Source organism: Nannocystis sp., from assembly GCF_016714285.1.
GTDB lineage: Bacteria > Myxococcota_A > Polyangia > Nannocystales > Nannocystaceae > Nannocystis.
This window is the reverse complement of record NZ_JADJNN010000010.1, coordinates 244,461-268,405: the sequence shown is the minus strand read 5'-3', so window position 1 is coordinate 268,405 and position 23,945 is coordinate 244,461. Positions and strand designations below refer to the sequence as shown.

The window sequence follows — 23,945 nt, the reverse complement described above, 5'->3', positions numbered from 1 at the left end:
GCAAAGCGGACCCTCCCGCAAACCACAAAGCTGCCCCCTGGCGAGACTCGCTAGCGCCCCGGGCTGCGCAGCTCGTAGAGGATGTTCTGCGTCCCCGCGGCCGTGCAGACCGCCTGGGCGACCGCCTTCAAACCCGCCGTGGCCACGAATTTACGGTCCTTGAACACCTTGAAGCGGTACTGCTCGCGCAATGCGCGGTAGCGCGCGGCCTCCGGCGCGGCCAGCCGCTGGGCCAGCAACGGCGACAGCGGGTCGTTGCTCTTCTCCTCCCGGATATCCTCGGCGGCGCTGTCCGTGGCGAACGCGATCAGCAGCTCCGGCCGCTCCGTCTCCGCCGCACCGGGCCCGAGCGACCACGCATGCCAGGCCCGCCCGAGCGCGTCGTCGGGGGCCTCGACGGTGCGCCGCACCTGCACCCCGCCGCCGACCGGCAACGAGAACAGCGCCGGCCCGATGATCCCCCGCGCCACCCGCTCGACCCGCACGCCCTCGATCCCGTGCAGGCGCACGAACAAGGTCTCCGCGTCGAGGTCCGCGCAGCGGTACACCGTGCCGCGAAACGCCTCGTTCGCCGCCGCCGTCTCGCCGTCCTCGTCGAGATCGATCACCTTGCGCCGCCACAGCGACGACACCTGCGTCAGCTCGATCATCAGCCGCAAATACACCCCGCTCGCGTCCAGCTTGGTCAGCTCGATGCGAAACGCCGCCGTCCCCGTGCCCGGGTCGTGCCGCCGCAGCAACACCCGGTGATGATCAACCGGCGCCAGCTCGAGCTTCTGCAGCTTCTCGTAGTACGCCCGCTTCGCCGCCAGCCGCGCGAACACCTCCGCCTCGTCGCGCCGCGCCAGCAGCTCCTCCCGCCCGCCCATCCGCGCCAGCGAGCCCGCCGCGACCTCGTGGTCCGTGGCCACCCGCGTGAAGCTGGCCAGGTTCGGCAGCCCCGACCGCGCGTCGACGTAAAGCTCGCCGTACACCCCCTGCCGCAGCCCGTCGCGCAGGGTGTCGACCGTGTTCTGCAGCTGGCGCCGCTCCGGAAAGCTGTTGTTGAGCCGCGCCGCCTGCAACGCCCGCGTCAGCAGCTCGAGGTAGGCGTCGGCCTCGGGCAACACCAGCGCCTGGGTGTGCAGCGCGACGATCGACACGCGCCGCCCCCCGTCAGCCCGCCGCAGCCCCGGCGCCCGCGGCAGGCCCGTCGCCGGCCCGCTTCGTCGCCTTCTCGATCGCCGCGGCGATGCGCGCCTCCTCCACGTCCTTCGACTTCTTCAGGTTCTCGTCGAGCAGCGCGGTGGTCGTCTCGTCGAAGGTGTCCAGCTCCTTGATCATCGTGTCGAGGTTGCTGCGGAAGAAGATCTGCGTGTCGCTGACGAACTGCGTCGTCACGTTCATCGACTCGGTCATCACGTCGAGGCTGCGCTTCATCTCCAGCATCACCGCGGACGCGTCCGCCGCCCGCCCGATCGCCTGGATCTGCGCCGAGGCCATGTCGAGCTTGATCGACGCCGCCGTGGTGTACTGCTGGATGTCGTTGGCCAGGTTCCGGATCGTCTCGGCCAGCTTGCGCGTATTCTCCTTGAGCCGCACATAGCGCTCCTCGGCAGATCCATACAGCTGCACGTGGGTCGAGTGCTCGGCCAACCGCGCGTACGCCTTGTCGGCGTTGGCCTGGATGTCGCGCTGCTCCACACTGCCCGCCTCGACCGCCGCCTCGTCGGCCTTGAGCTGCTCCTGCAGCGCCTTGAGCTCGAGCACCGCCCCCAGCGCCTCGCGCTCGTTCTTCGCCATCTCGACGATCTTCACGTTGATCCGGTCGAGCTCCTTGTACAGGTCCTGCTCGCTCTGCTTCAACGTGTCGACGTACTCCGCCGCCTCCTTCACCCGCCGCGCGCTGAGGTGATACTGCGCCTTGAGCAGCTCCTCGATCGAGCGCTGGCTGAGCGCCAGCCCCTTCAGCCCCGGGATGTAGCTCAGGATCTCCTTGAGCCCCGAGAGAAACCCGCCCTTGTGCGCCGTCCCGTTCAGATAGTCGCTGAACTTGCGCAGCTTCTTCAGCTCATCCGCCATCGCGCCCTGGATCTCGATGTTGCGCTCGCGCAGCCCCTTGAGCTCGTCCACCTTGCCGTCCTGAACCGTCCGCTCCTTCTGGATCTCGGTCTCCAGCGACTTGACGGAGATTCCCTCCCCGGAGTAGGCGACCTTGCGGGTGAGAACATCGAGGTTGGCCTTGGCGCTCATCGTGGGGCGAAGGTTGACACAATTCCCGGGACGCTTCTCCCCTCTTTTTGCCCACCAGACCAAGGCCAGTCCCGCCCTGCGCGCCCGTGCACCAGGGCCGAATCGCCGCCATTGCGCCGCTCACAGGCGCGGCGCAAAGCCCGCGGGAGGCCCTCCGCGGGCGCTCCACGGCTTTGTCACCCCCCGGCAAACGAGTAGACTGCGGCCCGACCATGGATATCGAGTCCACGCTCAGCGGGCACAACCTCGCGTTCCTCGAGGCCCTCTACGAGGCCTATCAACGCGACCCGAACTCGGTCGACCCGGAGTGGGTCCCGGTGCTCCGTGACCTCGGCCGACGCACCGAACCCACCACCGAACCCACCACCGAACCCCCAGGCGAACCCCGACGCGACGCCCAGGAGGTCGAGCAGTTCACGCTCCAGTCGCGCGTCAACAAGCTCATCGAGAGCTACCGCCTCCACGGGCACATGGCCGCCACCGTCGACCCGCTCGGCCGCCCGCGCAAGGCCACCACCCCCGCCCTCGACCCCGCCTACTTCGGCCTCACCGAAGAACACATGGACCGCAGCTTCGACCCGGGCCTGCTCATGCCCGGCGGCAACGCCACGCTGCGCCAGATCTGGTCGCGCCTGCAGAACACCTACTGCCGCAACGTCGGCGTCGAATACTGGCACATCCCCGATCTCGAGCAGCGCACCTGGCTGCAGGCCCGCATGGAGGCCTGCGAGAACCGCCAGATCCCGCCGATCGCCGAGCAGAAGCGCCTGCTCAATCAAATGGCCGGCATCGAGAGCGTCGACAAATTCCTGCACAGCAAGTTCATCGGCGCCAAACGCTTCTCCATCTCCGGCGCCGAGGCGATGATCGCCCAGCTCGACTGCATGATCGAGGAGGGCGCCGAACTCGGCGTCCGCGAGATCATCCTCGGTATGGCCCACCGCGGCCGCCTCAACGTGCTCATGAACATCCTCGGCAAGTCCGTCGCCGACGTGTTCTCCGAGTTCGAAAAGGGCGACCCCTGGGAGAGCATCGGCTCCGGCGACGTGAAGTACCACATGGGCTACTTCCGCGAGTACACCACCGAGAAGGGCCACGCGATGTACCTCGCCCTGGCCTTCAACCCGAGCCACCTCGAGGCCATCGCACCCGTCATCCAGGGCCGCGTCCGCGGCAAACAAGACGCCATCGGCGACCTCGGCGGCGAGCGCGTCATGGGCATCACCATCCACGGCGACGCCGCCTTCGCCGGCCAGGGCATCGTCCAGGAGACCCTGAACCTCGCCCGCCTCCGCGGCTACCGCGTCGGCGGCACCATCCGCCTCGTCATCAACAACCAGGTCGGCTTCACCACCGACCCCCAGGACGCCCGCTCCACCATCTATTCGAGCGACGCCGCCCACCTCCTGCAAGTCCCCGTGTTCCACGTCAACGGCGACGACGTCGAGGCCGCCGCCTACGTCGCCCGCCTCGCCATGGCCTTCCGCCAGCGCTTCAAGTCCGACGTCGTCGTCGACCTCGTCTGCTACCGCCGCTTCGGCCACAACGAGGGCGACGACCCGACCTTCACCCAACCCCTGATGTACGAGCTCATCAAGAGCCACCCGTCCGTCCGCACCATCTATCAGCGCGAACTCATCGCCCGCGGCACCGTCGACGAGGCCGAGGCCAACGCCCTCGACGAGCGCTGGACCAAGCAATACGACGACGCCCTCACCCAGGCCCGCAGCACCACCCGCAAGCCCCGCAAGGCGCCCATGCACGGCGTCTGGCAGACCTACCGCGGCGGCCCCGACTCCGACACCCCCGAGGTCCCCACCGCCGTCGACCAGGCCACCTTCGACCACCTCGCCGCCCGCCTCACCCGCTGGCCCGACGACTTCAACCTCCACCCGAAGCTGCAACGCCTCGTCGCCGACGCCAAAGAGATGCTCAGCGGGACCCACCCGCTCAACTGGCAGATGGGCGAGATGACCGCCTACGCCTCACTCCTGGCCGCCGGCATCAACGTCCGCTTCAGCGGCCAGGACAGCCAGCGCGGCACCTTCAGCCACCGCCACGCCGTCTATACCGACATCAAGACCGGCCGCGCCTGGTCGCCGCTCCACGAGCTGGGCGAAGGCCAGGGCAAGTTCGAGATCTATAACAGCCCGCTCAGCGAGTACGCCGTGCTCGCCTTCGAGTTCGGCTACAGCCTCATCGCCCCGGGCGCGCTCGTCATCTGGGAGGCCCAGTTCGGCGACTTCGTCAACGGCGCCCAGATCATCATCGACAACTTCCTGGTCTCCGGCGAAGACAAGTGGAACCGCCTCAACGGCCTCGTGCTCATGCTCCCCCACGGCTTCGAGGGCCAGGGCCCCGAGCACTCCTCCGCCCGCCTCGAGCGCTTCCTGCAGCTCGCCGCCGAGGACAACATCCAGGTCTGTAACCTCACCACCCCGGCCCAGGTGTTCCACGCGCTGCGCCGCCAGGTGCTCCGCCCGTGGCGCAAGCCGCTGATCTTGATGACCCCCAAGAGCCTCCTGCGCTCGCGCCCGTCGTTCTCCCCGGTCGCTGACTTCGTCGACGGCGGCTTCCAGCGCGTCATCGACGACGCCGCCGTCGCCGACCCCAGCAAGGTCACCCGCGTCATGCTCTCCGCCGGCAAGGTCTACTACGACCTCCACGACGAGCGCGAACGCCTCGCCGCCAGCAACCTCGCTGCCAACAAGGTCGCCCTGGTCCGCGTCGAACAGCTCTACCCCTTCCCCACCCCCCAGCTCGCCGCCACCCTCGCCCGCTACCCCAACGCCAGCGAGCTGTTGTGGGTGCAAGAAGAGCCCAAGAACATGGGCGGCTGGACCTTCGCCCGCCCCCTCATCGATGAACTACTCGTAGCCCTCCCCCGCTTCGCCGCCGTCCGCTACGTCGGCCGCATCGCCAGCGCCAGCCCGGCCACCGGCTCCCCCGACAGCCACGCGCTCGAGCGCAAGCTCATCCTCGAAGAAGCCTTCGCCAACCTCGCCTGACACCCTCCTCCCCGCGAGTCCCCCATGCCCAGCTCGATCAAAGTCCCCGCCCTCGGCGAGTCCATCACCGAAGCCATCATCGCCAACTGGCTGCAGCCCGTGGGCGCCCGCGTCGAGGTCGACCAGCCGCTCGTCGAGCTCGAGACCGACAAGGTCACGGTCGAGGTCCCCTCCCCCGTCGCCGGCATCCTCACCCACCAGTCCGCGACCAAGGGCAGCACCGTCCGCGTCGGCGAGATCATCGGCGAGGTCGAGGTCACCGGCGCCAGCGAGCCAGCCAAACCTGCCCCTCCGGACAGCTCGGCAGTACCTGTCCCTTCAGACAGGTCGAAGGTCCCCTCCGCCGCCATGCCCTCCGCCCGCGCCGAGGCGGCCCGCAGCGGCGTCGACCTCGACTCCGTCGCCGGCACCGGCCGCGGCGGCCGCATCCTGAAAGAAGACGTCCAGCGCGCCGCCCAACCTCCCCCCGCGCCTGCCCCCTCGCAGCCCACACCAACGCAGCCCGCCGCTGCGTCAGCACCCGCACAATCGTCCACCCCCCCTGCACAGCCCGCTGCGTCGGCACCCGCACAATCGTCCGCCCCCGCCGCTGCCCAGCTCGCAAGCCGCCTCGCCGCAACCCCCACGAAGCCCGCTCCGGCCCAAACCGCTGCCGCTCAAACCGTCGCAGCCCAGCCCGCACAACCCGCTGCCGCCCCTGCACCGGCCCAACCCGCACAACCCGCGGCCACACAACCCGCTACCGCCCCTGCACCGGCCCAGCCCAGCCAACCCGCCGCTGCCAAGCCGGCCCCGGCCCCATCCCACCCGCAGCCCTCCCCCGGCGGCGAAGAGATCGTGGCCATGAGCCCGCTGCGCCGCCGCGTCGCCGAGCGCCTCGTGCAGGCCCAATCCACCGCCGCGATCCTGACGACCTTCAACGAGGTCGACATGTCCGCCGTCTACAAGCTGCGCGCCGCCTACAAGCAGAACTTCGTCGACAAGCACGGCGTCAAGCTCGGCTTCATGTCCTTCTTCGTGAAGGCAACGATCTCGGCGCTCAAGGCCTTCCCCGCCGTCAACGCGGAGATCCGCGGCGACAACATCGTCTACAAGCACTACTACGACATCGGCGTGGCGGTCGGCGGCGGCAAGGGCCTGGTCGTCCCGGTCGTCCGCGCCGCCGACACCCTCGGCTTCGCCGAGGTCGAGAAGGAGATCGCCCGCCTCGGCGCCCGCGCCCGCGACAACAAGCTCACCCTCGAGGAGCTCAGCGGCGGCACCTTCACGATCAGCAACGGCGGCGTCTACGGCTCGATGCTCTCGACCCCGATCCTGAACCCGCCGCAGTCCGGCATCCTCGGCCTCCACAACATCGTCGAGCGTCCGGTCGCCATCAACGGCGCGGTCGAGATCCGCCCCATCATGTACCTCGCCCTCAGCTACGACCATCGCCTCGTCGACGGTCGCGAAGCCGTCCAGTTCCTCGTCCACATCAAGGAGCGCATCGAGGCCCCCGAACGCCTCATGCTGGAGGTCTGATCGAACATGTCCCAGGATATCTACGACCTCGTCGTCATCGGCGCCGGCCCCGGCGGCTACGTCGCGGCCATCCGCGCCGCCCAACTCGGCCTGCGCACCGCCTGCGTCGAAAAGGATAAGACCCTCGGCGGCACCTGCCTCAACGTCGGCTGCATCCCGAGCAAGGCCCTGCTCGAGTCCAGCGAGCGCTTCCTCGGCGCCGAACAACACCTCGCGGAGCACGGCGTCAAGGTCGGCAAGGTCGAGCTCGACCTGCGCACGATGATGGCCCGCAAGGACAAGATCGTCTCCCAGCTCACCGGCGGCATCGCCGGCCTGTTCCGCAAGCACGGCGTCACCTCCGTCCGCGGCACCGGCCACATCCTCGCCCCTGGCAAGGTCGAGGTCCGCGAAGCCGCCGACGCCTACACCCTCGAGACCCGCAACATCCTCATCGCCACCGGCTCCACCCCCTCCAGCCTCCCAGGCGTCACCATCGACGGCGACTACGTCGGCACCTCCACCGAAGCCCTCGCCTACCCCGAGGTCCCCGAACACCTCATCATCATCGGCGCCGGCGTCATCGGCCTCGAGCTCGGCTCGGTGTGGGCCCGCCTCGGCAGCCGCGTCACCATCCTCGAGTACATGCCGACCCTGCTGCCCATGCTCGACGAGGACCTCAGCACCCTCGCAGGCAAACTGTTCGCCCGCCAGGGCCTCGAGCTCGTCCTCGGCGTCAAGGTCACCGGAACCTCCCGCAAAGAAGACCGCGTCACCGTCGAGTACATCGGCAAGGACGGCCAACCCACCGGCATCACCGGCGACCGCGTCCTCCTCGCCGTCGGCCGCAAACCCAACACCGCCGGCCTCAACGCCGAGGCCGTCGGCGTGAAGCTCGACAAGCGCGGCTGCATCATCGTCGACGAGCACTACGCCACCAGCGTCCCCGGCATCTTCGCCATCGGCGACGTCATCCCCGGCCCGATGCTCGCCCACAAGGCCGAGGAGGAGGGCATCGCCGCCGTCGAGCACATCGCCGCCAAGGCGAAGCAGGCTCGCAGCACCGGCCACGTCAACTACGACGCGATCCCGAGCGTCATCTACACCCACCCGGAGATCGCCACCGTCGGCAAGTCGGAGGCCGAGCTCAAGAAGGCCGGCGTCCCCTACCGCAAAGGCAAGTTCCCCTTCGCCGCCAACGGCCGCGCCAGGGCCCTCGGCGAGACCGACGGCTTCGTGAAGATCCTCGCCCACAAGGACACCGACCGCATCCTCGGCGTCCAGATCATCGGCCCCCGCGCCAGCGACCTCATCGCCGAGGCCGCAGTCGCCATGGAATTCTCCGCCAGCGCCGAAGACCTGGCCCGCAGCGTGCACGCCCACCCAACCCTCGCCGAGGCCATCAAAGAAGCAGCACTCGACGCCGGCGGCCGCGTGATCCACTTGTAAAGTGCGCCGTGATACGCTCGCGGCCCATGCGGCGGCAGGCCCCCATCAAGCGATCTCCCACGGGTCAGCGCACCGTCGCCAACCCCAAGGCCGCCGACGCCACCGCCCTCGACGACCGCCCGCTGGCGATCGACCACAGCCGCGATGGCAAGCACCTGCTCGTCACCCTCCCCTACGAGCTGTGGCTGCTGAACCTCGCCACCCTCGAGGTCGAACGCACCATCGAGCTCAGCTCCGCCGAGCCGTCCGTGCGCGAGGCCAGCAAGGACGGCGCCCTGTGGATCGGTGGCCATCACCTCCACTACGGGAGCATGTTCTCCACCACGATCACCAAGGTCGGCACCAAACTCGCCGACTTCGTCGACCGCGTCTGCGTCGTCCGCCCCGGCCTGCTCTGCGGCGCCGGCAGCCAGGGCGAGGTGCTGTGGGACATCGAACGCGAGTCACCGATCCACCGCCGCAAGTCCTCCGAACACCAGGTCCTCGGCCTCGTCCCCCTCGAGGGCCGCGCCATATGGGCCGACGGCTCGCAGAGCGCCTGGGTCATCGACCCCGAACACCCGTCGGGCTACATGCAGCTGCGACTGCGCACCACCAGCACCACCGAGGTCGACGCGGAAGGCATCACCGCCCTCGGCCTCAGCACCACCACGCCACCCCGCTGCCTCCTCGCCGCCCGCGACGGCGCCGTCGCCTGGACCGGCCGCCAGCTCCGCATCGATAACGAAAAATTCCCCCGCCTCCCCCTCCGCGCCGCCACCCCCCTCGCCATCGCTGGCGACGAACGCTGGGTCTACGTCCTCCGCCCGCGTGGCCTCCTCCAGCGCTTCCTCATCGAACAACCCAAGCCCCCTCCCGGCGAAGAAGACGAGTTCGTCCCCCTGCCCGAAGCCGAGGAATGCCGCCTCGAGTGGCCAGCCGAATGTATGGTGCTCCACTCAGCCGCTCTCGGCAGCAACCGCCTCATCCTCGGCGGCCCACAAGCGGATGGCACCCTCGGCCGCCTCTGGCGGGTCGACCCGACCACCCTGAATTGGCAGCCGGCCAAGCTCGGCAAGCGCACCCTCGTCGAGCCGAAGCCGGCCGAGGCCGCCGACCGCCGCCCCGACTTCACCCTCACGCGCAGCAAGCTGAGCGGCCCCCCCCTGGCCGACCTCAAGGTCGACGCCGTCCTCGCCGCCGACACAACAGCCGTGTTCGTCACCCACGGCCACGGCTCCCTCCTCGAGCGGCCGGTGCTCCGCCGACCGGCGGCCGAGGTCCTTCCGGCCGACGCCCTGCTCCTGCCAGCGATGCTCCGCCCACGTGAAGGCACCGCCCGCCCGGGCCTCCTGCTATGGCCAGGCACCCATGACCCACACCGCGAGCCACCCGAGCCGCAGTGGCTGGTGTGGGGCGACAACCCGCGCGGCTGGATGCCGCTCGAGACCCCGCAGATCCGCGCTCAGGGCTGGTCGCGCACCGACCTCTTCCCAATGCAGATCGCCGTCATGGCCGTCCCAACCATCGCAGGCAACCGCGCCACCCTGCCCGAAAAATGGGTCGACCCCGAGCTCTTCCACGCACTCGCCCGTGAGTGCAAGAAGTTGCTCAAGGTCATCTGGTAGCCAGGCGCCGAGTCAGGCGCCGATGACCGCCTTCACCTCGTCGGTCGTCAGCGTGTGGTTCTGCAGCTTGGCGAAGTTGAACACCCGATCGACGAGCTCATCTGTCGCCTCGTAGCCGTGCGCACGCAGCCAGTACAACACGTTCGAGCGCCCGCTGTAGTGACCGATCTCGATCTGCTGCTGACGCCCGAACACCCGCGCCGGCACCGATGAGTAGACCCGATCGGCCAGCTCGTGGTCGCCGGTCTTCTCAGCCTTGATGATCGCCGCCGCGTGCACACCCGTGGCAGTGCGGAACGCGTCACGCCCCGCCAGCGGGTAGCTCGGGTGGATCGGCACCCCCGTGTACTCGCTCACCGCCTCGACGTACTCCACAAGACACGACAGATCGTGCCGCCGCGGATCGAGCTGCCCAAGCAGGTAGAGGTTTAGCAGCAACAGATCCATCGAGGTGTTACCGACCCGCTCACCGATGCCGAGCCCGCAGCCGTGCACCCGGTCGAAGCCCCACTCGAAGGCGAAGAGCCCCAGCGCCAGCGCCAGCCCGCGGTCGTTGTGACCGTGCCAGTCGAGCTCGATCTGGTCCTCCATGTCCATCGAGCGCAGCACGCCCCTGGTGAAGTTCAGCAGGCTGCGCAGGCCGTCCGGCGTCGCGTGCCCGCAGGTGTCGCACAACACCAAACGCCCGGCCCCGGCGTCGATCGCCGTACGAAACAGGACGTCCAGCGTCTTCGGGTGCGAGCGCGTGGTGTCCTCGGTGACGAAGCCGACCGGCAGGCCGTTCTCCACCCCGAGCTTGACCGCCTCGAGCGTGTGCTTCTTGAGCCGCTCGTTGTCCCAGCCCTCCGCGTAGCTGCGGATCGGGCTCGAGCCGATGAACGTCATCACCTCGATCGGCACGCCCACGCGCTGCGAGATCTCGATGATCGGCGTGATGTCCGAGGCGATCGTCCGCGCCGCGCAGTTGGTGGTGATGCGCAGCTTCTCCTCGACGATGAAGCGGAGCAGCCGCTCGACGTCCTCCTGCGCCCGCTTGCCCGCCCCCGGCAGGCCCAAGTTCACGGTCTGCACGCCCATGCGGTCCATCAGGCGGACCAGCTGCATCTTCTGCTCGATCGACGGGTCGCGCACGGACGGCGACTGGATGCCGTCACGAATGCTCTCGTCGACGAATCGAGGCGCCCGCCGCAACAGCGGTCCCGTGCGCTCCTTCTCGTTCCAGTCGTAGATGAGGGCGGCAGTGTTCGCGTGGGTCGCCATGGGCCTTTGGTTTACTCCTCCCCGGTGCTCATCTCCAGACCCTCGAGGCGGAAGAAGCGGCGCAGCTCGTCGATGATGCTCACGATCATCAACTCGGGGATGTCGTCGTCATCGTCGATCTCGTCGAGCAGGAAGTCGCGCATGATGATGATCCCGTCGAGCCGCGCGTCACCGTCGTGGGTCTGCGGACGACCAATGAAGGTGACCACGCTGCGCGGATCTGCGCCGATCGCCACCTGCTTGGCCGTGGGCCGCGCCTGCACCGTGATCGGCGCGTTGGCCAACAGCTTGAGCACCGGCTCCGGCAGTTCCTCGAGCACACCCTCGAACTGACCGCGAAGATCCTCCTCGATGTCGTTCGTCAGCGGGTCGTGCTCGTGCCCCGCCTCGTCGTGATCGGCCTGGTCGAGCTCCAGCACCTTCAACATCGACTCGCGGGCGGCCGTGAAGTCGCCCACCGAGTCGAGCGCCTGGCCGAGCCAGTAGTGCACATCGGGGTCATCCGGATCGGCGGCGACCGCCTCGCGCAGGGCCGTGACCGCCTCGGCGTCGCGACCCGCGTTCATCAGCACAAACCCGTAGGTGCTGAGGTACACCGGGTCCTTCTTGCGCGTCTCGCTGATGCCGTCCAGCAGCTCGAGCGCCTCCTCGCTGTCCTCATCAGCGAGGCGAATCTGCGAGAGCAACAGCCGGGCCTGGTCGACCGCGTCCTGCGACGCGTTCTCGAGACGCAGCACCGTGCGCGCGGCCGCCTCGGCCTCGTCGAGATCCTGGTCGTGGAGCAGCAGACACTCCGCGCAGTCGAGGTAGATGTTCGGGTCCTCCGAACCCGCGTCCGCCGCCTGCATCAGATAGCCCGCAGCGTGCTCCGGACGCCCCTCGGCCCACGCGAGCATCCCGGTCAGGTGCAGCACCCGCACGTGATTCTCACCCGCGACCTTGGCCGCCTCCTCCAGGATCTGCGTCGCGCTCTCGAGGTCGTCGGACTCGACCGCTGCGAGTCCGCGGTCGACAAGGTCATCGATGGTTTGGCTGCTGCTCATGGCGGCGGACTCTATCACGCGCGCGCTCGGCCCCGCGCTCCGCCCGCGCCCGTGGTACAGGTCCAATGCGTGCCTACCCACAGCGGAGATTACGTGAGTCCACTCATGGCTGTGCTGCGCGAGTGTTGGGTGTTGACCCTCGCAACCACTGTGCCCGGCGAGGCCGCCCCCTACGCCACGCCGCTGTTCTACGCCGTCGTGCCGGGGGAGCAGGGCGACGGCCCACGCCTGATCTTCGCCAGCCGTCCCGATACCACCCACGGACGTCACCTCGCTGAGGGTCCGACCACCGTCGCCGCCGGCCTCTATCTCGAGACAGAGTCGATCGCTGAACTGCGCGGCGTTCAGCTCCGCGGCGAGGTCGTCCCGTTGCCACCCACCGCCGTCGCAGCGCGGGCCGCCTACCTTGAGCGCCATCCAGGCGCCGCAGCACTGCTGCGACCCGACGCACGTGAACGCCTCTACGCACTCACGGTCACGTGGGCCAAGCTCACCGACAATCGCCTCGGCTTCGGGTACAAGCATGAATGGTCGTTCGCGGCGCCCACCCGCGATGAACATCGGCCACCAGTGCCCGTCTGAGGTCCGAATTATGCTGTCCCGTAGAACCTGGCTCAGTTTGGTCGCTGTCGGCGCGTGTATTTCGGTCGTCCGCCCAGCCCACGCTGCCGAGCTAGTCGAGGTGGCGGTGGACAACAACGCGATCGGGGCGATCGCCGCGGCCGAAGGCGGGGACGCGGTCAAGATCGTCGTCGACCCCTCCCTCGGTCCGCTCGAGATCCGCATCGGCAGCGCGGTGATCGATGTGTCCGGCACGATCCTCCTCAAGGGTCGCTTCCTCGACGACCCGCGCAATGCCGCCAAGCTCGGCGCCAGCATCCGAAACGCCCTCGTTGCGGCGCAACCAGCCCTCAAGGCGCAGCTCGAGGCTAACCATCGCGCCTGGACGCAGCCCTTCGCCCGCCGGGTGATCACCTGGAACGCGAAGCTTGCGCGCTCGAGCATCCGCGGTCAGCGCGTCGCTGACATCCACGGCCGCGCCGCCCTCCTCGAGTGGGCTGGTGCCGTGATCGACCCCGCCGGCGCGAAGGGCCCCTCGGCGCTGGCCACGGCGCCGAAGAACCCGGCCGCCCCGACACTCGCCAGCTACATCGAGTACCTCGAGGCGCTGATCGCCGCCGTCGCGTGAACCTCGCAGACGTGCCGTGTCTCACTCGCCGATCGTAGGCCGATCGCAGGGCTTCCGTGACAAGCTCCGCGCGGTCGGCCTATCATCCCCGCGCGCCGCGGCCGCGTGTTGACCACGCGTCGCCCATGCAGCCATGGATACCTTCGCACCGAGCAACAGCAACTCCTCGCGTGAGCTCATCGATTCGGTTGTGATCCGCTTCGCCGGCGACTCCGGCGACGGCATGCAGCTGACCGGTTCGCAGTTCTCCGAGTCCACCGCCCAGATGGGCAATGACCTGTCGACCCTGCCCGACTTCCCGGCGGAGATCCGCGCCCCCGCGGGTACGACCTTCGGCGTCTCAGGCTTCCAGGTCCACTTCGCGGGCCACGACGTCATGACGCCCGGCGACGCCCCCGATGTGCTCGTCGCCATGAACCCCGCGGCTCTGCGGGTCAACCTCCGCGACCTCAAGATCGGCGGCATGTTGGTCGTCAACACTGGCGCCTTCACCCCGGGTAACCTCAAGAAGGCCAGCTACGAGGTGAGCCCGCTCGACGACGACAGCCTCGGCGCCTACCGGGTCCTGAAGATCGACGTCTCCAGGCTCACCCTGCAGGCTGTGGCACCGTTCCAGCTCGGCACCAAGGAGGCCTTGCGCGCCAAGAACATGTGGACGCTCGGCCTGATGATGTGGATGTTCGGCCGCGAGCGCGAGAGCACCATCGAGTGGCTGCGCCAGAAGTTCGCCAAGCACCCCGCCATCGCCGACGCCAACGTCGCGGCGCTGAATGCGGGGCACGTCTACGGCGAGACGGCCGAGCTCCCAAACGGCATCGGCTGCTACCAGGTGCCGAAGGCCAGGTTGGCGCCCGGCGTGTACCGCAACGTCACCGGCAACGAGGCCACCGCGTGGGGCCTGCTGACCGGCGGCCGGCTCGCGGGGCTCGAGCTGATGCTCGGCTCCTACCCGATCACCCCAGCCTCGACGATCCTCCACACCCTCTCCAACCTGCGCGGCTACGGCATCACCACGTTTCAGGCCGAGGACGAGATCGCGGCGATCTGCGCCGCGATCGGGGCCTCCTACGCCGGCGCGCTCGGGGTCACCAGCACCTCCGGCCCGGGCCTCGCGCTCAAGGCCGAGGCGCTCGGCCTCGCCGTCGCCACCGAGCTCCCGCTGATCGTCGTCGATGTTCAACGCGGCGGCCCGTCGACCGGCCTGCCCACCAAGACGGAGCAGAGCGACCTTCTCCAGGCCATGTACGGCCGCAACGGCGACTGCCCACTCGCGGTCATCGCCGCCTGCACCCCCGGCGACTGCTTCGACATGGCGATCGAGGCGGTGCGCATCGCAACCAAGTACATGACCCCGGTGCTGCTGCTCACCGACGGCTTCCTGGCCAACAGCGCCGAGCCGTGGAAGATCCCCGACATCACGACGATCAAGCCGTTCCCGGTGCAGTTTCGCCGCGAACCCGAGGGCTTCCACCCCTTCCTGCGCGACCCGGCCACGCTCGCACGCGCGTGGGCCGTGCCGGGAACCCCGGGCCTCGAGCACCGCATCGGCGGCATCGAGAAGCACCACGACTCCGGCAACATCTCCTACGACGCGGACAACCACCACAAGATGACGAAGGTGCGCGCCGCGAAGATCGCCGGCATCGCCGACGACATCCCGGCGCAGAAGATCGAACAGGGCGAGGACACCGGCGATCTCTTGGTCGTTGGCTGGGGCTCCACCTTCGGGGCGATCTCCCAGGCCGTGCTCGGGGCCCGCCGCTCGGGCCTCAAGGTCTCGCACCTGCACATTCGCTACATGAACCCGATGCCGCACAACCTCGGCGATCTCCTGCGCAGGTTCAAGAAGGTCATCGTGCCGGAGATGAACAACGGCATGCTCGTGAAGGTGCTCCGCGCGGAGTATTTGGTCGACGCCAAGGGCCTCAACAAGATCGCCGGCCAACCCTTCAAGATCGCCGAGATCGAGGCAGAGATCCGCAAGCAGCTCAACGTCCCGGAGGCCAACTGACATGACGCCCCTCGACCCACCGTCCCCGCCCCTCACCCGCAAGGACTTCACCTCGGACCAGGAGGTCCGCTGGTGCCCCGGCTGCGGTGACTACGCGATCCTCGCGGCGGTCCAGCGCATGTTGCCCGAGCTCGGGGTCCGCAAGGAGAGCACCGTGTTCGTGTCGGGCATCGGCTGCTCGAGCCGGTTCCCCTACTACATGAACACCTACGGCTTCCACACGATCCACGGGCGCGCGCCCGCGGTCGCCACGGGCGTGAAGCTGGCCAACCCGGAGCTCGACGTCTGGGTCGTCACGGGTGACGGCGACGGCCTCAGCATCGGCGGCAACCACCTGATGCACGTGCTCCGCCGCAACGTGAACATGCAGCTGATCCTGTTCAACAACCGGATCTACGGGCTCACCAAGGGCCAGTACTCGCCGACCTCGCTGCTCGGCAAGCGCTCACCCTCGACGCCGATGGGCTCGGTCGACAACCCGCTGATCCCGGCCGCCTTCGCGCTCGGCTGCGGGGGCCGCTTCGTCGGCCGCGCCATCGACACCGACGCCAAGAACCTCATCACGACGCTCAAGCGCGCCCACGAGTTCGTCGGCACCGGCTTCGTCGAGGTCTACCAGAACTGCCCCGTCTTCAACGACGGCGCCTTCGAGCACTTCACCGCGCGCGAGATCGCAGCCGAGACTCAGCTCCACCTCGAGCACGGCAAGCCGATGCGCTTCGGCAAGGACCACACCAAGGGCCTGCGCCTGCAGCCCCGGCAAGCTCGAGCTCGAGGTCGTCACCATCGGCGAGTATGGCGTCACCGAGGCCGACATCCTTGTGCACGACGAGCACAACCATACGATGGCCTTCCTGCTCGCTACCCTCGAGCCACCGACCTTCCCCGTCGCCCTCGGTGTCCTCTACCTGCACCCTGGCGCCGGCACATCCTTCGAGCGCGGCATGCACGAGCAGAACCGGCAGGCCCGGGCCAAGGGCCTGGGCGACCTCAACGCCTTGATGCGCAAGGGCCACACCTGGGTCGTCGAGTCCGACCCGAGCTGAGCAGCGGTCACGCTATTGGCCGCGTGAGACGCCGTCGAGGGCGGTTTCTCCGCGCCCTTGCAACCACGGGAGTGAGAGAATCAAGCTTCACCAGGGGCCGTCTGAGGCCCCACGCCGCTTTGGCTCGCACCCACGCCTTTCCAGGACACCTTGTCATGTTCTCATCTACCTTGACGTCTGGTTTGAAGTTCACTCGCCTGTCGGCCCTCTCCGCCTTCCTCAGCTCCGTCGCGCTCGGCTGCGTGGTCACCCTCGGCGGCGGCGGCAAGGAGGCCGAGAGCTGCACCGACGACAACAGCTTCCTCAGCAACGGCGAGTGCTTCTGCAACGTGGGCTACGATTGGTGCAAGCCCAACGACATCAACAACCTGGACTGCTGCGCGACGGCAACCAGCGACACCACCCCGGGCACGAGCAGCTCCGACACCAACAACGGCACCACGACGAACACGCCGACCAGCGGCACGACGGCCGAGGTCCCGACCACCAGCGAGACCAACGGCACCACCGGCACACCGCTCGACTGCAGCGTCGGCACCGAACCGCCCGGCAGCTGCGACGCCAACACCGAGAACTTCCTCTGCCTCACGGCCGACAACCCCGACTGCGGCCCCGAGGGCAGCAAGTACTACGTGTGCACCAACGGCAGCTGGGTCGAGAACCCGAACGGCCCCAACGAGAACTGCATCGCCGACGGACACGGCTTCGCCTACGGCTGCGTCGACGAGGATTCGATGGTCAAGTTCGTGTGCGGCGAAGGCCCCGGCACCGCCTGCACCAATGACACGCCCGACACTTGCAACGGTGATGTCTCGCTCGAGTCCTGCGACTACGGCAAGCTGAGCGCGACCGACTGCACCGTCCTCTGCATGACCGAAGGCGACGGCATGGGGGTCACCTACGACTACGGCTACTGCGGCGACCAGCGCGGCATCTCGTGCATCTGCTGCGACGAGGGCGACGAGGGCTGCCCGATCAACATGGGCGGCACCACTGGCGGCGGCACCACCGGCGGTTCCAGCACCGGCGGCTGACCCCGAACGCACGGCAACGAAAGGCAGGGCGGGCGCACAGCGACCCGCCCTGCGCTCGTCGGTGCGCGACCCGTCAGGGACCGCGCCAGCGACTCAGTCGCGCCTGCTCGCCGTGCCGCAACACCCGCGCCAGCTTGAGAAGCTCCGTCTGCGCCCATGGGTCGGCGCAGACCGGCTCGGCCACCGCGAGGCCCTCCGCGTCCCAGCGCAGCGTCGCCTGGTGCGTGCGACCGCCGGCGGCGTACACCGCCACCGTGTACACGAGCGCGGGCCCCTCGGCCCGCTCACACACGAAGCGGGCGCCCGAGAGCGGGTGCAGGTCCTGGCTCGACGACATGCCACCTCAGAAGCGCAGCAGCGCGGTGCCCGAGTTGGGGCCGATGCTGCCGAGCTCGGGCTCGAAGCCCGGCTTGCGGGTGAGGACGACCGCGGTGGTCACCGCGGCCGCCACCACGACCACACCGATCACGCCCCAGAACCACCCGCGCTTGTACACCGGCTTCTTCTCCGGCTGGTCGAGCGGCGGCTGCGGCTGCGGCTGCGGGTCAGGCTTGACCACCGGCGGCGGCGCGGCCACCCGCTTCTCGTGCTCGGCGATCTGCTCGTCGAGCCGGGCGATCTGCGCCTCGGCCTCGTCGCGCTGGCTCTGGTCCATCGCCGGGTTCTCGGACAGCCGCTTGGTGTAGTTCTGGAACAGCCGCTTGGCCTTGCGCAGGTGCCCGACGTCGCCGTCGAGGCCGTGCCACTGCGAGTAGGCCATGCCGAGGTTGTAGAGCAGGTCGGCGAAGTTCGACAGCTCGTAGCTACGCTCGAAGTGCCGCACCGCCTGCTCGTAGTTGCCGAGCGCGTAGGCCTGCTCGCCGCGGCGGTACTCGAGCGCGGGGTCGTCCGAGAGCGGCTGCGTCGGCGAGGTCGCGGCCGAGATCGCCGCCCGCTCGGCCGCGCTGTCGGTCGGCGCCACCGCGGCCCCGCCCGGGCTGGTCGAAGGGACAGGCGGGCTGGTCGAAAGGACAGGCGTGCTGGCCGCAGGGACAGGCGTGCTGGCCGCAGGGACAGGTTCCACCGGCGGCGCCAGCACGCGGTACGGACTCGCCGCCGCGGGCACTGACGCCAACGCCAGCAGGGCGACTAGCAGCGCGGCGAGCGGGCGGGTCGAGGCGGGCGTCATGGCGTCGGCCGGACGATGCCACCACCGCGCCCGGATGTCACTCGGGCCCTCGCAGCCGGGCCAGCGCCGCGAGACCGGGCCCGAAGCTCAGATGGACGCAGTGCGGGTGGGCCCAGCCGAGCTCGACCGTGTGCCGCTGCCCCTGGGTCCAAACCTCCACCCACCAGCGGCACCAGCCGATCTGCGGGGCCTGGGTCTCACCGGCCCGCGCCGGCTCGAAGCGGACCCACAGCCACGACAACTGGTGGCGCAGGGTCCAGGGGCGGGCGAAGGCCTCGACCGCGCGGACCAGGGCGCGGTGATCCACGTCGTTGAAGTACGCGGTCACGTAGGTATCAAACAAGATCACCGGCGCGACCGGGTGGACCGGCACCGCGGCGCGCAGCAGCTCGTCGGTCTCATCCGGCAGCCTGGCCCGCAGCATCCGCGCCGCCTGCGGCGTGCCTCGCAGGCCGCGACGCAGCTCGAGCGCCTCCCGCAGACGCTGCATGCGACGCGGCTGGTCGCCCCAGATGCACGCGGCCAGCTGCGTTTCCGCGTCGGGCGCGTCGAGGTCGACCACGCGGGCGTCGGCGCCGACGCGTGCGACGATCTCCGGCGGACGCACCCGCGACGGCAGCGACGGTCGCGGGCCCTCGCACTCGATCTGGAACTGCGACGCCTCGCCATGGCCGAGCGTGAGGCCCTCGCCGTCCGCCCAGCGCAGGTCGAAGCGACGCAGATCCGCGAGCAGATTGAGACCCGCGCTGGCCCCGAGCTCGACCAGGTACGCGGCCTCGATTTGCAGCAGCGCAGCGGGCAGCAGCCAGATCACGCCGCGTGCCGTCTCGTTGGTCTGCATCACCCAGCCCTCGGCCTCGACCAGCAGGTCGTCACCGAGAGCCGAGAGCGCGGCGAGCAGTTCTCCCGCGAAGGCCGGCTCGTCGGGCGAGGCCGCGTCCGCCGTGTCGCTGTCCGAGACCGTGCGGTAGTACGGTCGCAGCCCCGCGACCCGCGGGTCGCCGCGCAGCACATGACTGTGCAGGGTCGCCGCCAACTTCAAGATCGGCTCGAGGTCGTTGTCCCAGCGCCTCGCCCCGACAAACGCCAGGAAGCGCCGCCGCAGCGCCTCAACCTCGGCAGCGACCCCGTCAGCCCCCACGGCCAACCCGACCGCCAGCCTACCTGCCAGCCAACCTGCCAAACAGTCGAGGATCGCCGCCGACAACGGCGAGTAGCCCCTCGTGAACGCCGCCTGCCGGGTGATGTTCGCCACCCACTCCTGCGTCTCCGCTGCGCGCTGCATCAGGCTGGGGGCTACTGTACACCTTGCGGTCGCGGGTCACATCTGAAACGATGCGCGCTATCGTGCAGGTCCCCTTGCGACCCCTCGAAGCCGCGTCCTGGGCCCTCTCCGTGGTCCCGGGCGCTCGCTACGACCTGTCCCGGAGCATCGCGTCACAGCGTCGCGACGACGACGATGAGCCCGCCGCGCTCGCCTGGGACGAGGCCGAGTCGTCGCTCGTGCACGCGGTCGCGGACCGCTACGACGTCGAGCCGGGCCAGGTCGCTTTGTGCCCCGGCGCCAACCAGGCGATCGTTCACGCCCTGATCGCCATCCTCCGCCCGGGCGACCACGTCGTCGTCGAGCGCCCCACCTACGAGCCGCTGTTTCGGGTGCCCGAGATGCTTGGCGCCAGCGTGGCCCGCATCGACCGCCGCATCGAGGACGGCTGGCAGCTGGTCCCCGAACGACTCGCCAAGGTGCTCACCCCGCGCACCCGCGCGGTCGTCCTGACCAACCTGCACAGCCCCTCCGGCGTCGCCTGCAGCCCGCGCACCCTCGCCGAGATCGCCAGCCTCGCTGCCCGCGTCGGCGCCGCGCTGCTCGTCGACGAGGTCCTCCTCGACCACGCCTTCGACCTCGACCCCGCCGCCGCTTGCCGCCCCGCCTGCACCGTCGCTGACAACGCCATCTCCTTCAGCTCGACCAGCAAGGGCCTCGGCCTGCCCGAGCTGCGCGTCGGCTGGCTCGTCACCCGCGACCCCGACCTGGCCCGCGGCCTGCGCATCGCCGCCGACTACCTGCACACCCGCCTGCCCGCCGCCACCGCCCGCCTCGCCGCCCACGCCCTGCGCCACATCGACGAGTTCACCCTCCGCGCCAACCGCATCGCCGCCGCTGGCCGCCGTGTCGTCGAACGCTGGGCCCAGGGCGAGCCGCGCATCGAGTGGGTCCCGCCGCACGCCGGCGTGCACACGCTCGTGCGCCTGCCAGTCGGCGTGCAAGACCTCGCCTTCGCCGCGCACCTGCGGGCCCGCTACGAGACCCAGGTGATCCCCGGCAGCGTGCTCGAGGCCCCGCAGTGCGTGCGTCTCGGCTTCGCCGCGCCCACCCAGGTGCTCGAGCAGGGCCTCGCCAACTTCTCGGCCACGCTCGACGACCTGCTCGGCGGCGCCACCTCGGACCGCCCGCCGACCTACGACGACCCGCGCGACGCCGCCTGACGCCTCCCGTTCAACCACCGCACACGTCGAAGCGCCGCACGTCCAAGCGCCTCACACGTTAAAGCGGAAGTGCATCACGTCACCGTCCTGCACCGTGTACTCCTTGCCCTCGACGCGAAACAGGCCCTTGGCCTTGACCGCCGCCTCGGAGCCTAGCTGCACGAGGTCGGTCCAGGCCATCACCTCGGCGCGGATGAAGCCACGCTCGAAGTCCGTGTGGATCTTCCCGGCGGCCTGCGGCGCCAGGGTGCCGCGCTCGATCGTCCACGCGCGCACCTCCTGCTTGCCGGCGGTGAAGTAGGTGATGAGGTCGAGCAGCGTGTAGGCGCGGCGGATCAGCCGGCTGAGGCCCGGCTCCTCGGCGCCGATGCCCTCGAGGAACTCGCGCCGCTCGTCCGGTGACAGCCCCGCGATCTCGGCCTCGATCGCCGCCGAGATCACGACCACCTCGGTGCCCTCGCGCTCCGCCACCTCGACCAGGCGCGCCACCTTCGGGTCCTTGAGCCCGGCCGCCAGCTGGCTCTCGGCCACGTTGGCGGCGTACAGCGCCGGCTTGGCGGTGAGCAGCGTCAGCGACTGCACCACCTCGCGGTCGGCCTCGTCGAGCGGGATGTTGCGGACCATCACCCCGCGGCCCATCGCGTCGAGCAGCTTCTCGCAGCTGATCGTCGCCTGCTTCTCGCCCTTGTCGCCGCCCTTCGACGCCTTCCTGGCCTTGTTCAGCCGCGCCTCGACCGACTGCATGTCGCGCAGCAGCAGCTCGGTGTTGATGATCTCCGCGTCGCCGACCGGGTCGACCTTGTTGTTGACGTGGATGATGTTGTCGTCGTCGAAGCAGCGGACCACGTGGACGATCGCGTCGACGTTGCGGATGTGCGTGAGAAACTGGTTGCCGAGCCCCTCGCCCTGGCTCGCGCCCTTCACCAGGCCGGCGATGTCGACGAACTCGACCGTGGTCGGCACGATCTTGTTCGGCTCGACCACCTTCACCAGCGCGTCCATCCGCGGGTCCGGCACCGACACCATGCCGACGTTCGGCTCGATCGTGCAGAAGGGATAATTCGCCGACTGCGCGCCCGCGTTGGACAGCGCATTGAACAGGGTGGACTTGCCCACGTTGGGGAGCCCGACGATGCCGACAGCCAGTGCCATGGCGGCCTCGCTAACACGAACCGCCGCCCGCTGCGACCTGGGTTTCCGCACGCACGCGCCACACGCGCGGCAGGCCTCAGAAGCGGTACTCGATGATCAGCGGCAGGATCTCCATGCCAAACAGGAAGTTGGCCTTCTTCACGAGCGGCTCGCCCACTGGCTTGTCCTTCGATGAGGTGAAGCCCAGCACGAAGTTGATGTCGATGCCGATCGCCAGGTCGAGGATCGGGAAGAAGCGGAGGCCGCCGCCTGGGCGCAGGCTGAGGCCCCAGCTCGAGATGCGCGACTGCTGCCGCGAGCCCGTGATGTCCGGCAGGTACCACGCCCCGCCGCCGATCGCCCCGCGGGCGATCGGCACCAGGTACGGATAGTCCTCAAGGTACCACTTGTGCGCGTAGCCGGCGTAGACATCAAAGCCCGCGACCGTGCCCTTGTTGCACGACCCCTGCGTGCCGAGGCCGCAGGAGCCGAGCTTGAAGGTCTTGAAGTCGCCGCGGTCGAGCAGCGCCGCCGCCCCGAGGTAGACCCAGTGTGCCTTCTGGATCTGGCGGTCGTACTGCAGGGCGATGCGCACGCGCGGCATGTAGCCGGCGAAGCCGACCTGCACCGGCATCAGCAAGGAGATCGCGTTGCCCTGGGCGACCCGCTCCGGCAGTTGAAAGCCCTTCTTCTTGCCCTTCGCGCCACTGTTCATGCCACCGCTGCCGCTCACGCCACTCGTGCCGGCCTTGCCTCCGATGGTCGCGCCGGCTGCCTGCGCCGCCTGCGGGGCGAGCCCGACGGCGAACGCGAACGCCGCCCCAGACGCCAGGAACGCCAGGCGGGACCAGAGCCTCGAGGGGCAAAGAGGGGGTCGTGGGTCGGTCATGACAATCTCTCCTGCCAGCGCCATCGCGTCCCTCACGGCACGCGCGCGCTCCTGGCCGGAGGGTAACACCGCCCGCCGGGTCAGCCGCAATTTCTCGCGCAGCCCGGGGGCCCGCAGACCACCACCCGGGAATCTGCCCGCAGCAGCCCCGGTTGCCTCGCAAACGCGGCCACGTTTGCCGCTATCCTCGGAGGCCCCGCCGTGATCTCCCGCGATGACCTGCGCGAGCTCCTCATCCTGACCGCCCTCGGCGCGCTCGTCGGGCTCGTCCACCTCGTGCTGCGGCCTGGCTTGCCCGTCCTCGCCCAGCCCGCCGCCGCCTGCACCCTCGCCGAGCCCGCCCTCGCCGAGCCCCCGCCCGAGGCGCTGCGCTCCGAGCTCCCGGAGGAGCTGCCATGACTAGCGCCGTGTCACATGTCTCCGAGGACATGTCCCCGAAGCCATCCCACTCGCGGCTCGGCCCGACCCTGGCCTGGCTAGCCCGCCTCTCGCTCGCCGGCGTGTTCCTGGCCGCGGCCGCCCCCAAGCTCGCCGACCCGGCCGCCTTCGCCGCCGCGATCGCCAACTACCAGGCCTTCCCAGACGTCAGCGTCAACCTGATCGCCACCCTCGTACCGACGCTGGAGCTGATCGGCGCGCTCGCCCTGCTCACCCCGTGGCGCCGCGGCGGCGCCCTCCTGCTCGCCGGCCTCCTGCTCGGCTTCACCGCGCTGCTCGCAGTCAGCCTCGCCCGCGGCCTCGACCTCAGCTGCGGCTGCTTCGGCGCCAGCGCGAGCGAGACCGCCGACCCCGTCAGCGCATTGCACCTCCTGCGAAACCTCGGCCTGCTCGCGCTCGCGGCCCTCGTGCTCGCCGCCCCGCGCCCCGCGAGCGTGCGCTAGCCCACCGCGC

Annotated in this window: 20 protein-coding genes; 11 read left to right on the top strand and 9 right to left on the bottom strand. The window is 69.5% G+C overall.

What is annotated here, in order from left to right:
- Positions 1-50: 50 nt before the first annotated feature.
- Positions 51-1,142, bottom strand: a complete 1,092-nt coding sequence (locus IPJ59_RS19320; RefSeq protein ID WP_293272829.1) for a hypothetical protein — start codon at positions 1,140-1,142, stop codon at positions 51-53.
- Between the two features lie 13 nt (positions 1,143-1,155).
- Positions 1,156-2,232 (bottom strand): hypothetical protein, encoded by a 1,077-nt coding sequence (locus IPJ59_RS19315; RefSeq protein WP_293253303.1) that lies wholly within the window; start codon positions 2,230-2,232, stop codon positions 1,156-1,158.
- A gap of 212 nt (positions 2,233-2,444) precedes the next feature.
- Between IPJ59_RS19315 and IPJ59_RS19310 the strand changes: the two genes are divergently transcribed.
- From IPJ59_RS19310 to IPJ59_RS19295, 4 genes are read left to right on the top strand one after another with little or no spacing between them, the layout of a single operon-like run.
- Entirely contained in the window at positions 2,445-5,240 is a 2,796-nt protein-coding gene (locus IPJ59_RS19310; RefSeq protein WP_293272828.1) for a 2-oxoglutarate dehydrogenase E1 component, read from the top strand.
- Between the two features lie 24 nt (positions 5,241-5,264).
- Positions 5,265-6,761 carry a dihydrolipoyllysine-residue succinyltransferase gene (sucB, locus tag IPJ59_RS19305; protein WP_293253297.1) on the top strand — a complete coding sequence of 499 codons (1,497 nt, stop codon included), beginning with the start codon at positions 5,265-5,267 and terminating at the stop codon, positions 6,759-6,761.
- Between the two features lie 6 nt (positions 6,762-6,767).
- Positions 6,768-8,189: a dihydrolipoyl dehydrogenase gene (lpdA, locus tag IPJ59_RS19300; protein ID WP_293272827.1), complete on the top strand. Its 1,422-nt coding sequence runs from the start codon at positions 6,768-6,770 to the stop codon at positions 8,187-8,189.
- Positions 8,190-8,215: 26 nt separating this feature from the next.
- A complete protein-coding gene (locus tag IPJ59_RS19295) occupies positions 8,216-9,796 on the top strand; it encodes a hypothetical protein (RefSeq protein WP_293253291.1) in 1,581 nt (526 codons plus the stop codon).
- A gap of 12 nt (positions 9,797-9,808) precedes the next feature.
- On the opposite strand, the gene IPJ59_RS19290 is transcribed toward IPJ59_RS19295, so the two are convergent.
- Positions 9,809-11,056 carry a LeuA family protein gene (locus tag IPJ59_RS19290; protein WP_293272826.1) on the bottom strand — a complete coding sequence of 416 codons (1,248 nt, stop codon included), beginning with the start codon at positions 11,054-11,056 and terminating at the stop codon, positions 9,809-9,811.
- An 11-nt stretch (positions 11,057-11,067) separates the two neighbouring features.
- A complete protein-coding gene (locus tag IPJ59_RS19285; protein ID WP_293253285.1) occupies positions 11,068-12,099 on the bottom strand; it encodes a tetratricopeptide repeat protein in 1,032 nt (343 codons plus the stop codon).
- A 105-nt stretch (positions 12,100-12,204) separates the two neighbouring features.
- On the opposite strand from IPJ59_RS19285, the gene IPJ59_RS19280 reads away from it, so the two are divergent.
- The 4 genes from IPJ59_RS19280 to IPJ59_RS19265 all read left to right on the top strand — a co-directional run bounded on the left by IPJ59_RS19280 (position 12,205) and on the right by IPJ59_RS19265 (position 17,379).
- Positions 12,205-12,681: a pyridoxamine 5'-phosphate oxidase family protein gene (locus IPJ59_RS19280; RefSeq protein WP_293272825.1), complete on the top strand. Its 477-nt coding sequence runs from the start codon at positions 12,205-12,207 to the stop codon at positions 12,679-12,681.
- Positions 12,653-13,288, top strand: coding sequence for a hypothetical protein (locus IPJ59_RS19275; RefSeq protein WP_293272824.1), 636 nt, complete (start codon positions 12,653-12,655; stop codon positions 13,286-13,288). Before IPJ59_RS19280 ends, IPJ59_RS19275 begins: the two co-directional genes overlap by 29 nt.
- 133 nt (positions 13,289-13,421) lie before the next feature.
- Positions 13,422-15,299: a 2-oxoacid:acceptor oxidoreductase subunit alpha gene (locus IPJ59_RS19270; protein WP_293272823.1), complete on the top strand. Its 1,878-nt coding sequence runs from the start codon at positions 13,422-13,424 to the stop codon at positions 15,297-15,299.
- 1 nt (position 15,300) lies between these two features.
- On the top strand, positions 15,301-17,379 hold the full coding sequence (locus IPJ59_RS19265; RefSeq protein WP_293272822.1) for a 2-oxoacid:ferredoxin oxidoreductase subunit beta: 2,079 nt from the start codon (positions 15,301-15,303) through the stop codon (positions 17,377-17,379).
- 73 nt (positions 17,380-17,452) lie between these two features.
- Here IPJ59_RS19265 and IPJ59_RS19260 read toward each other — a convergent pair whose 3' ends face one another.
- From IPJ59_RS19260 to IPJ59_RS19250, 3 genes are read right to left on the bottom strand one after another with little or no spacing between them, the layout of a single operon-like run.
- Positions 17,453-17,716 carry a hypothetical protein gene (locus IPJ59_RS19260; protein ID WP_293272821.1) on the bottom strand — a complete coding sequence of 88 codons (264 nt, stop codon included), beginning with the start codon at positions 17,714-17,716 and terminating at the stop codon, positions 17,453-17,455.
- Positions 17,717-17,722: 6 nt separating this feature from the next.
- Positions 17,723-18,547 (bottom strand): tetratricopeptide repeat protein, encoded by an 825-nt coding sequence (locus tag IPJ59_RS19255; protein ID WP_293272820.1) that lies wholly within the window; start codon positions 18,545-18,547, stop codon positions 17,723-17,725.
- 37 nt (positions 18,548-18,584) lie between these two features.
- Positions 18,585-19,832 carry a DUF2332 family protein gene (locus tag IPJ59_RS19250; RefSeq protein WP_293253261.1) on the bottom strand — a complete coding sequence of 416 codons (1,248 nt, stop codon included), beginning with the start codon at positions 19,830-19,832 and terminating at the stop codon, positions 18,585-18,587.
- Between the two features lie 74 nt (positions 19,833-19,906).
- On the opposite strand from IPJ59_RS19250, the gene IPJ59_RS19245 reads away from it, so the two are divergent.
- Positions 19,907-21,034 (top strand): aminotransferase class I/II-fold pyridoxal phosphate-dependent enzyme, encoded by a 1,128-nt coding sequence (locus tag IPJ59_RS19245; protein WP_293253258.1) that lies wholly within the window; start codon positions 19,907-19,909, stop codon positions 21,032-21,034.
- 51 nt (positions 21,035-21,085) lie between these two features.
- Here IPJ59_RS19245 and ychF read toward each other — a convergent pair whose 3' ends face one another.
- Together ychF and IPJ59_RS19235 are read right to left on the bottom strand one after the other, a co-directional pair.
- Positions 21,086-22,186: a redox-regulated ATPase YchF gene (ychF, locus tag IPJ59_RS19240; RefSeq protein WP_293253255.1), complete on the bottom strand. Its 1,101-nt coding sequence runs from the start codon at positions 22,184-22,186 to the stop codon at positions 21,086-21,088.
- Between the two features lie 76 nt (positions 22,187-22,262).
- Positions 22,263-23,054, bottom strand: a complete 792-nt coding sequence (locus IPJ59_RS19235; protein WP_293272819.1) for a hypothetical protein — start codon at positions 23,052-23,054, stop codon at positions 22,263-22,265.
- Between the two features lie 201 nt (positions 23,055-23,255).
- Here IPJ59_RS19235 and IPJ59_RS19230 point away from each other — a divergent pair, with 201 nt between their 5' ends.
- Both IPJ59_RS19230 and IPJ59_RS19225 read left to right on the top strand, forming a co-directional pair.
- Positions 23,256-23,453 carry a hypothetical protein gene (locus IPJ59_RS19230; RefSeq protein ID WP_293253249.1) on the top strand — a complete coding sequence of 66 codons (198 nt, stop codon included), beginning with the start codon at positions 23,256-23,258 and terminating at the stop codon, positions 23,451-23,453.
- Positions 23,450-23,935, top strand: coding sequence for a MauE/DoxX family redox-associated membrane protein (locus IPJ59_RS19225; RefSeq protein WP_293253246.1), 486 nt, complete (start codon positions 23,450-23,452; stop codon positions 23,933-23,935). Before IPJ59_RS19230 ends, IPJ59_RS19225 begins: the two co-directional genes overlap by 4 nt.
- Positions 23,936-23,945: the final 10 nt, after the last annotated feature.

What these genes read in the sequence shown, in the direction of transcription:
- IPJ59_RS19315 (WP_293253303.1), bottom strand. Translation starts at nt 2,232, where the DNA reads ATGAGCGCCAAGGCCAACCTCGATGTTCTCACCCGCAAGGTCGCCTAC.
- IPJ59_RS19310 (WP_293272828.1), top strand. Translation starts at nt 2,445, where the DNA reads ATGGATATCGAGTCCACGCTCAGCGGGCACAACCTCGCGTTCCTCGAG.
- sucB (WP_293253297.1), top strand. Translation starts at nt 5,265, where the DNA reads ATGCCCAGCTCGATCAAAGTCCCCGCCCTCGGCGAGTCCATCACCGAA.
- lpdA (WP_293272827.1), top strand. Translation starts at nt 6,768, where the DNA reads ATGTCCCAGGATATCTACGACCTCGTCGTCATCGGCGCCGGCCCCGGC.
- IPJ59_RS19295 (WP_293253291.1), top strand. Translation starts at nt 8,216, where the DNA reads ATGCGGCGGCAGGCCCCCATCAAGCGATCTCCCACGGGTCAGCGCACC.
- IPJ59_RS19290 (WP_293272826.1), bottom strand. Translation starts at nt 11,056, where the DNA reads ATGGCGACCCACGCGAACACTGCCGCCCTCATCTACGACTGGAACGAG.
- IPJ59_RS19285 (WP_293253285.1), bottom strand. Translation starts at nt 12,099, where the DNA reads ATGAGCAGCAGCCAAACCATCGATGACCTTGTCGACCGCGGACTCGCA.
- IPJ59_RS19280 (WP_293272825.1), top strand. Translation starts at nt 12,205, where the DNA reads ATGGCTGTGCTGCGCGAGTGTTGGGTGTTGACCCTCGCAACCACTGTG.
- IPJ59_RS19275 (WP_293272824.1), top strand. Translation starts at nt 12,653, where the DNA reads ATGAACATCGGCCACCAGTGCCCGTCTGAGGTCCGAATTATGCTGTCC.
- IPJ59_RS19270 (WP_293272823.1), top strand. Translation starts at nt 13,422, where the DNA reads ATGGATACCTTCGCACCGAGCAACAGCAACTCCTCGCGTGAGCTCATC.
- IPJ59_RS19265 (WP_293272822.1), top strand. Translation starts at nt 15,301, where the DNA reads ATGACGCCCCTCGACCCACCGTCCCCGCCCCTCACCCGCAAGGACTTC.
- IPJ59_RS19260 (WP_293272821.1), bottom strand. Translation starts at nt 17,716, where the DNA reads ATGTCGTCGAGCCAGGACCTGCACCCGCTCTCGGGCGCCCGCTTCGTG.
- IPJ59_RS19255 (WP_293272820.1), bottom strand. Translation starts at nt 18,547, where the DNA reads ATGACGCCCGCCTCGACCCGCCCGCTCGCCGCGCTGCTAGTCGCCCTG.
- IPJ59_RS19250 (WP_293253261.1), bottom strand. Translation starts at nt 19,832, where the DNA reads ATGCAGCGCGCAGCGGAGACGCAGGAGTGGGTGGCGAACATCACCCGG.
- ychF (WP_293253255.1), bottom strand. Translation starts at nt 22,186, where the DNA reads ATGGCACTGGCTGTCGGCATCGTCGGGCTCCCCAACGTGGGCAAGTCC.
- IPJ59_RS19235 (WP_293272819.1), bottom strand. Translation starts at nt 23,054, where the DNA reads ATGACCGACCCACGACCCCCTCTTTGCCCCTCGAGGCTCTGGTCCCGC.
- IPJ59_RS19225 (WP_293253246.1), top strand. Translation starts at nt 23,450, where the DNA reads ATGACTAGCGCCGTGTCACATGTCTCCGAGGACATGTCCCCGAAGCCA.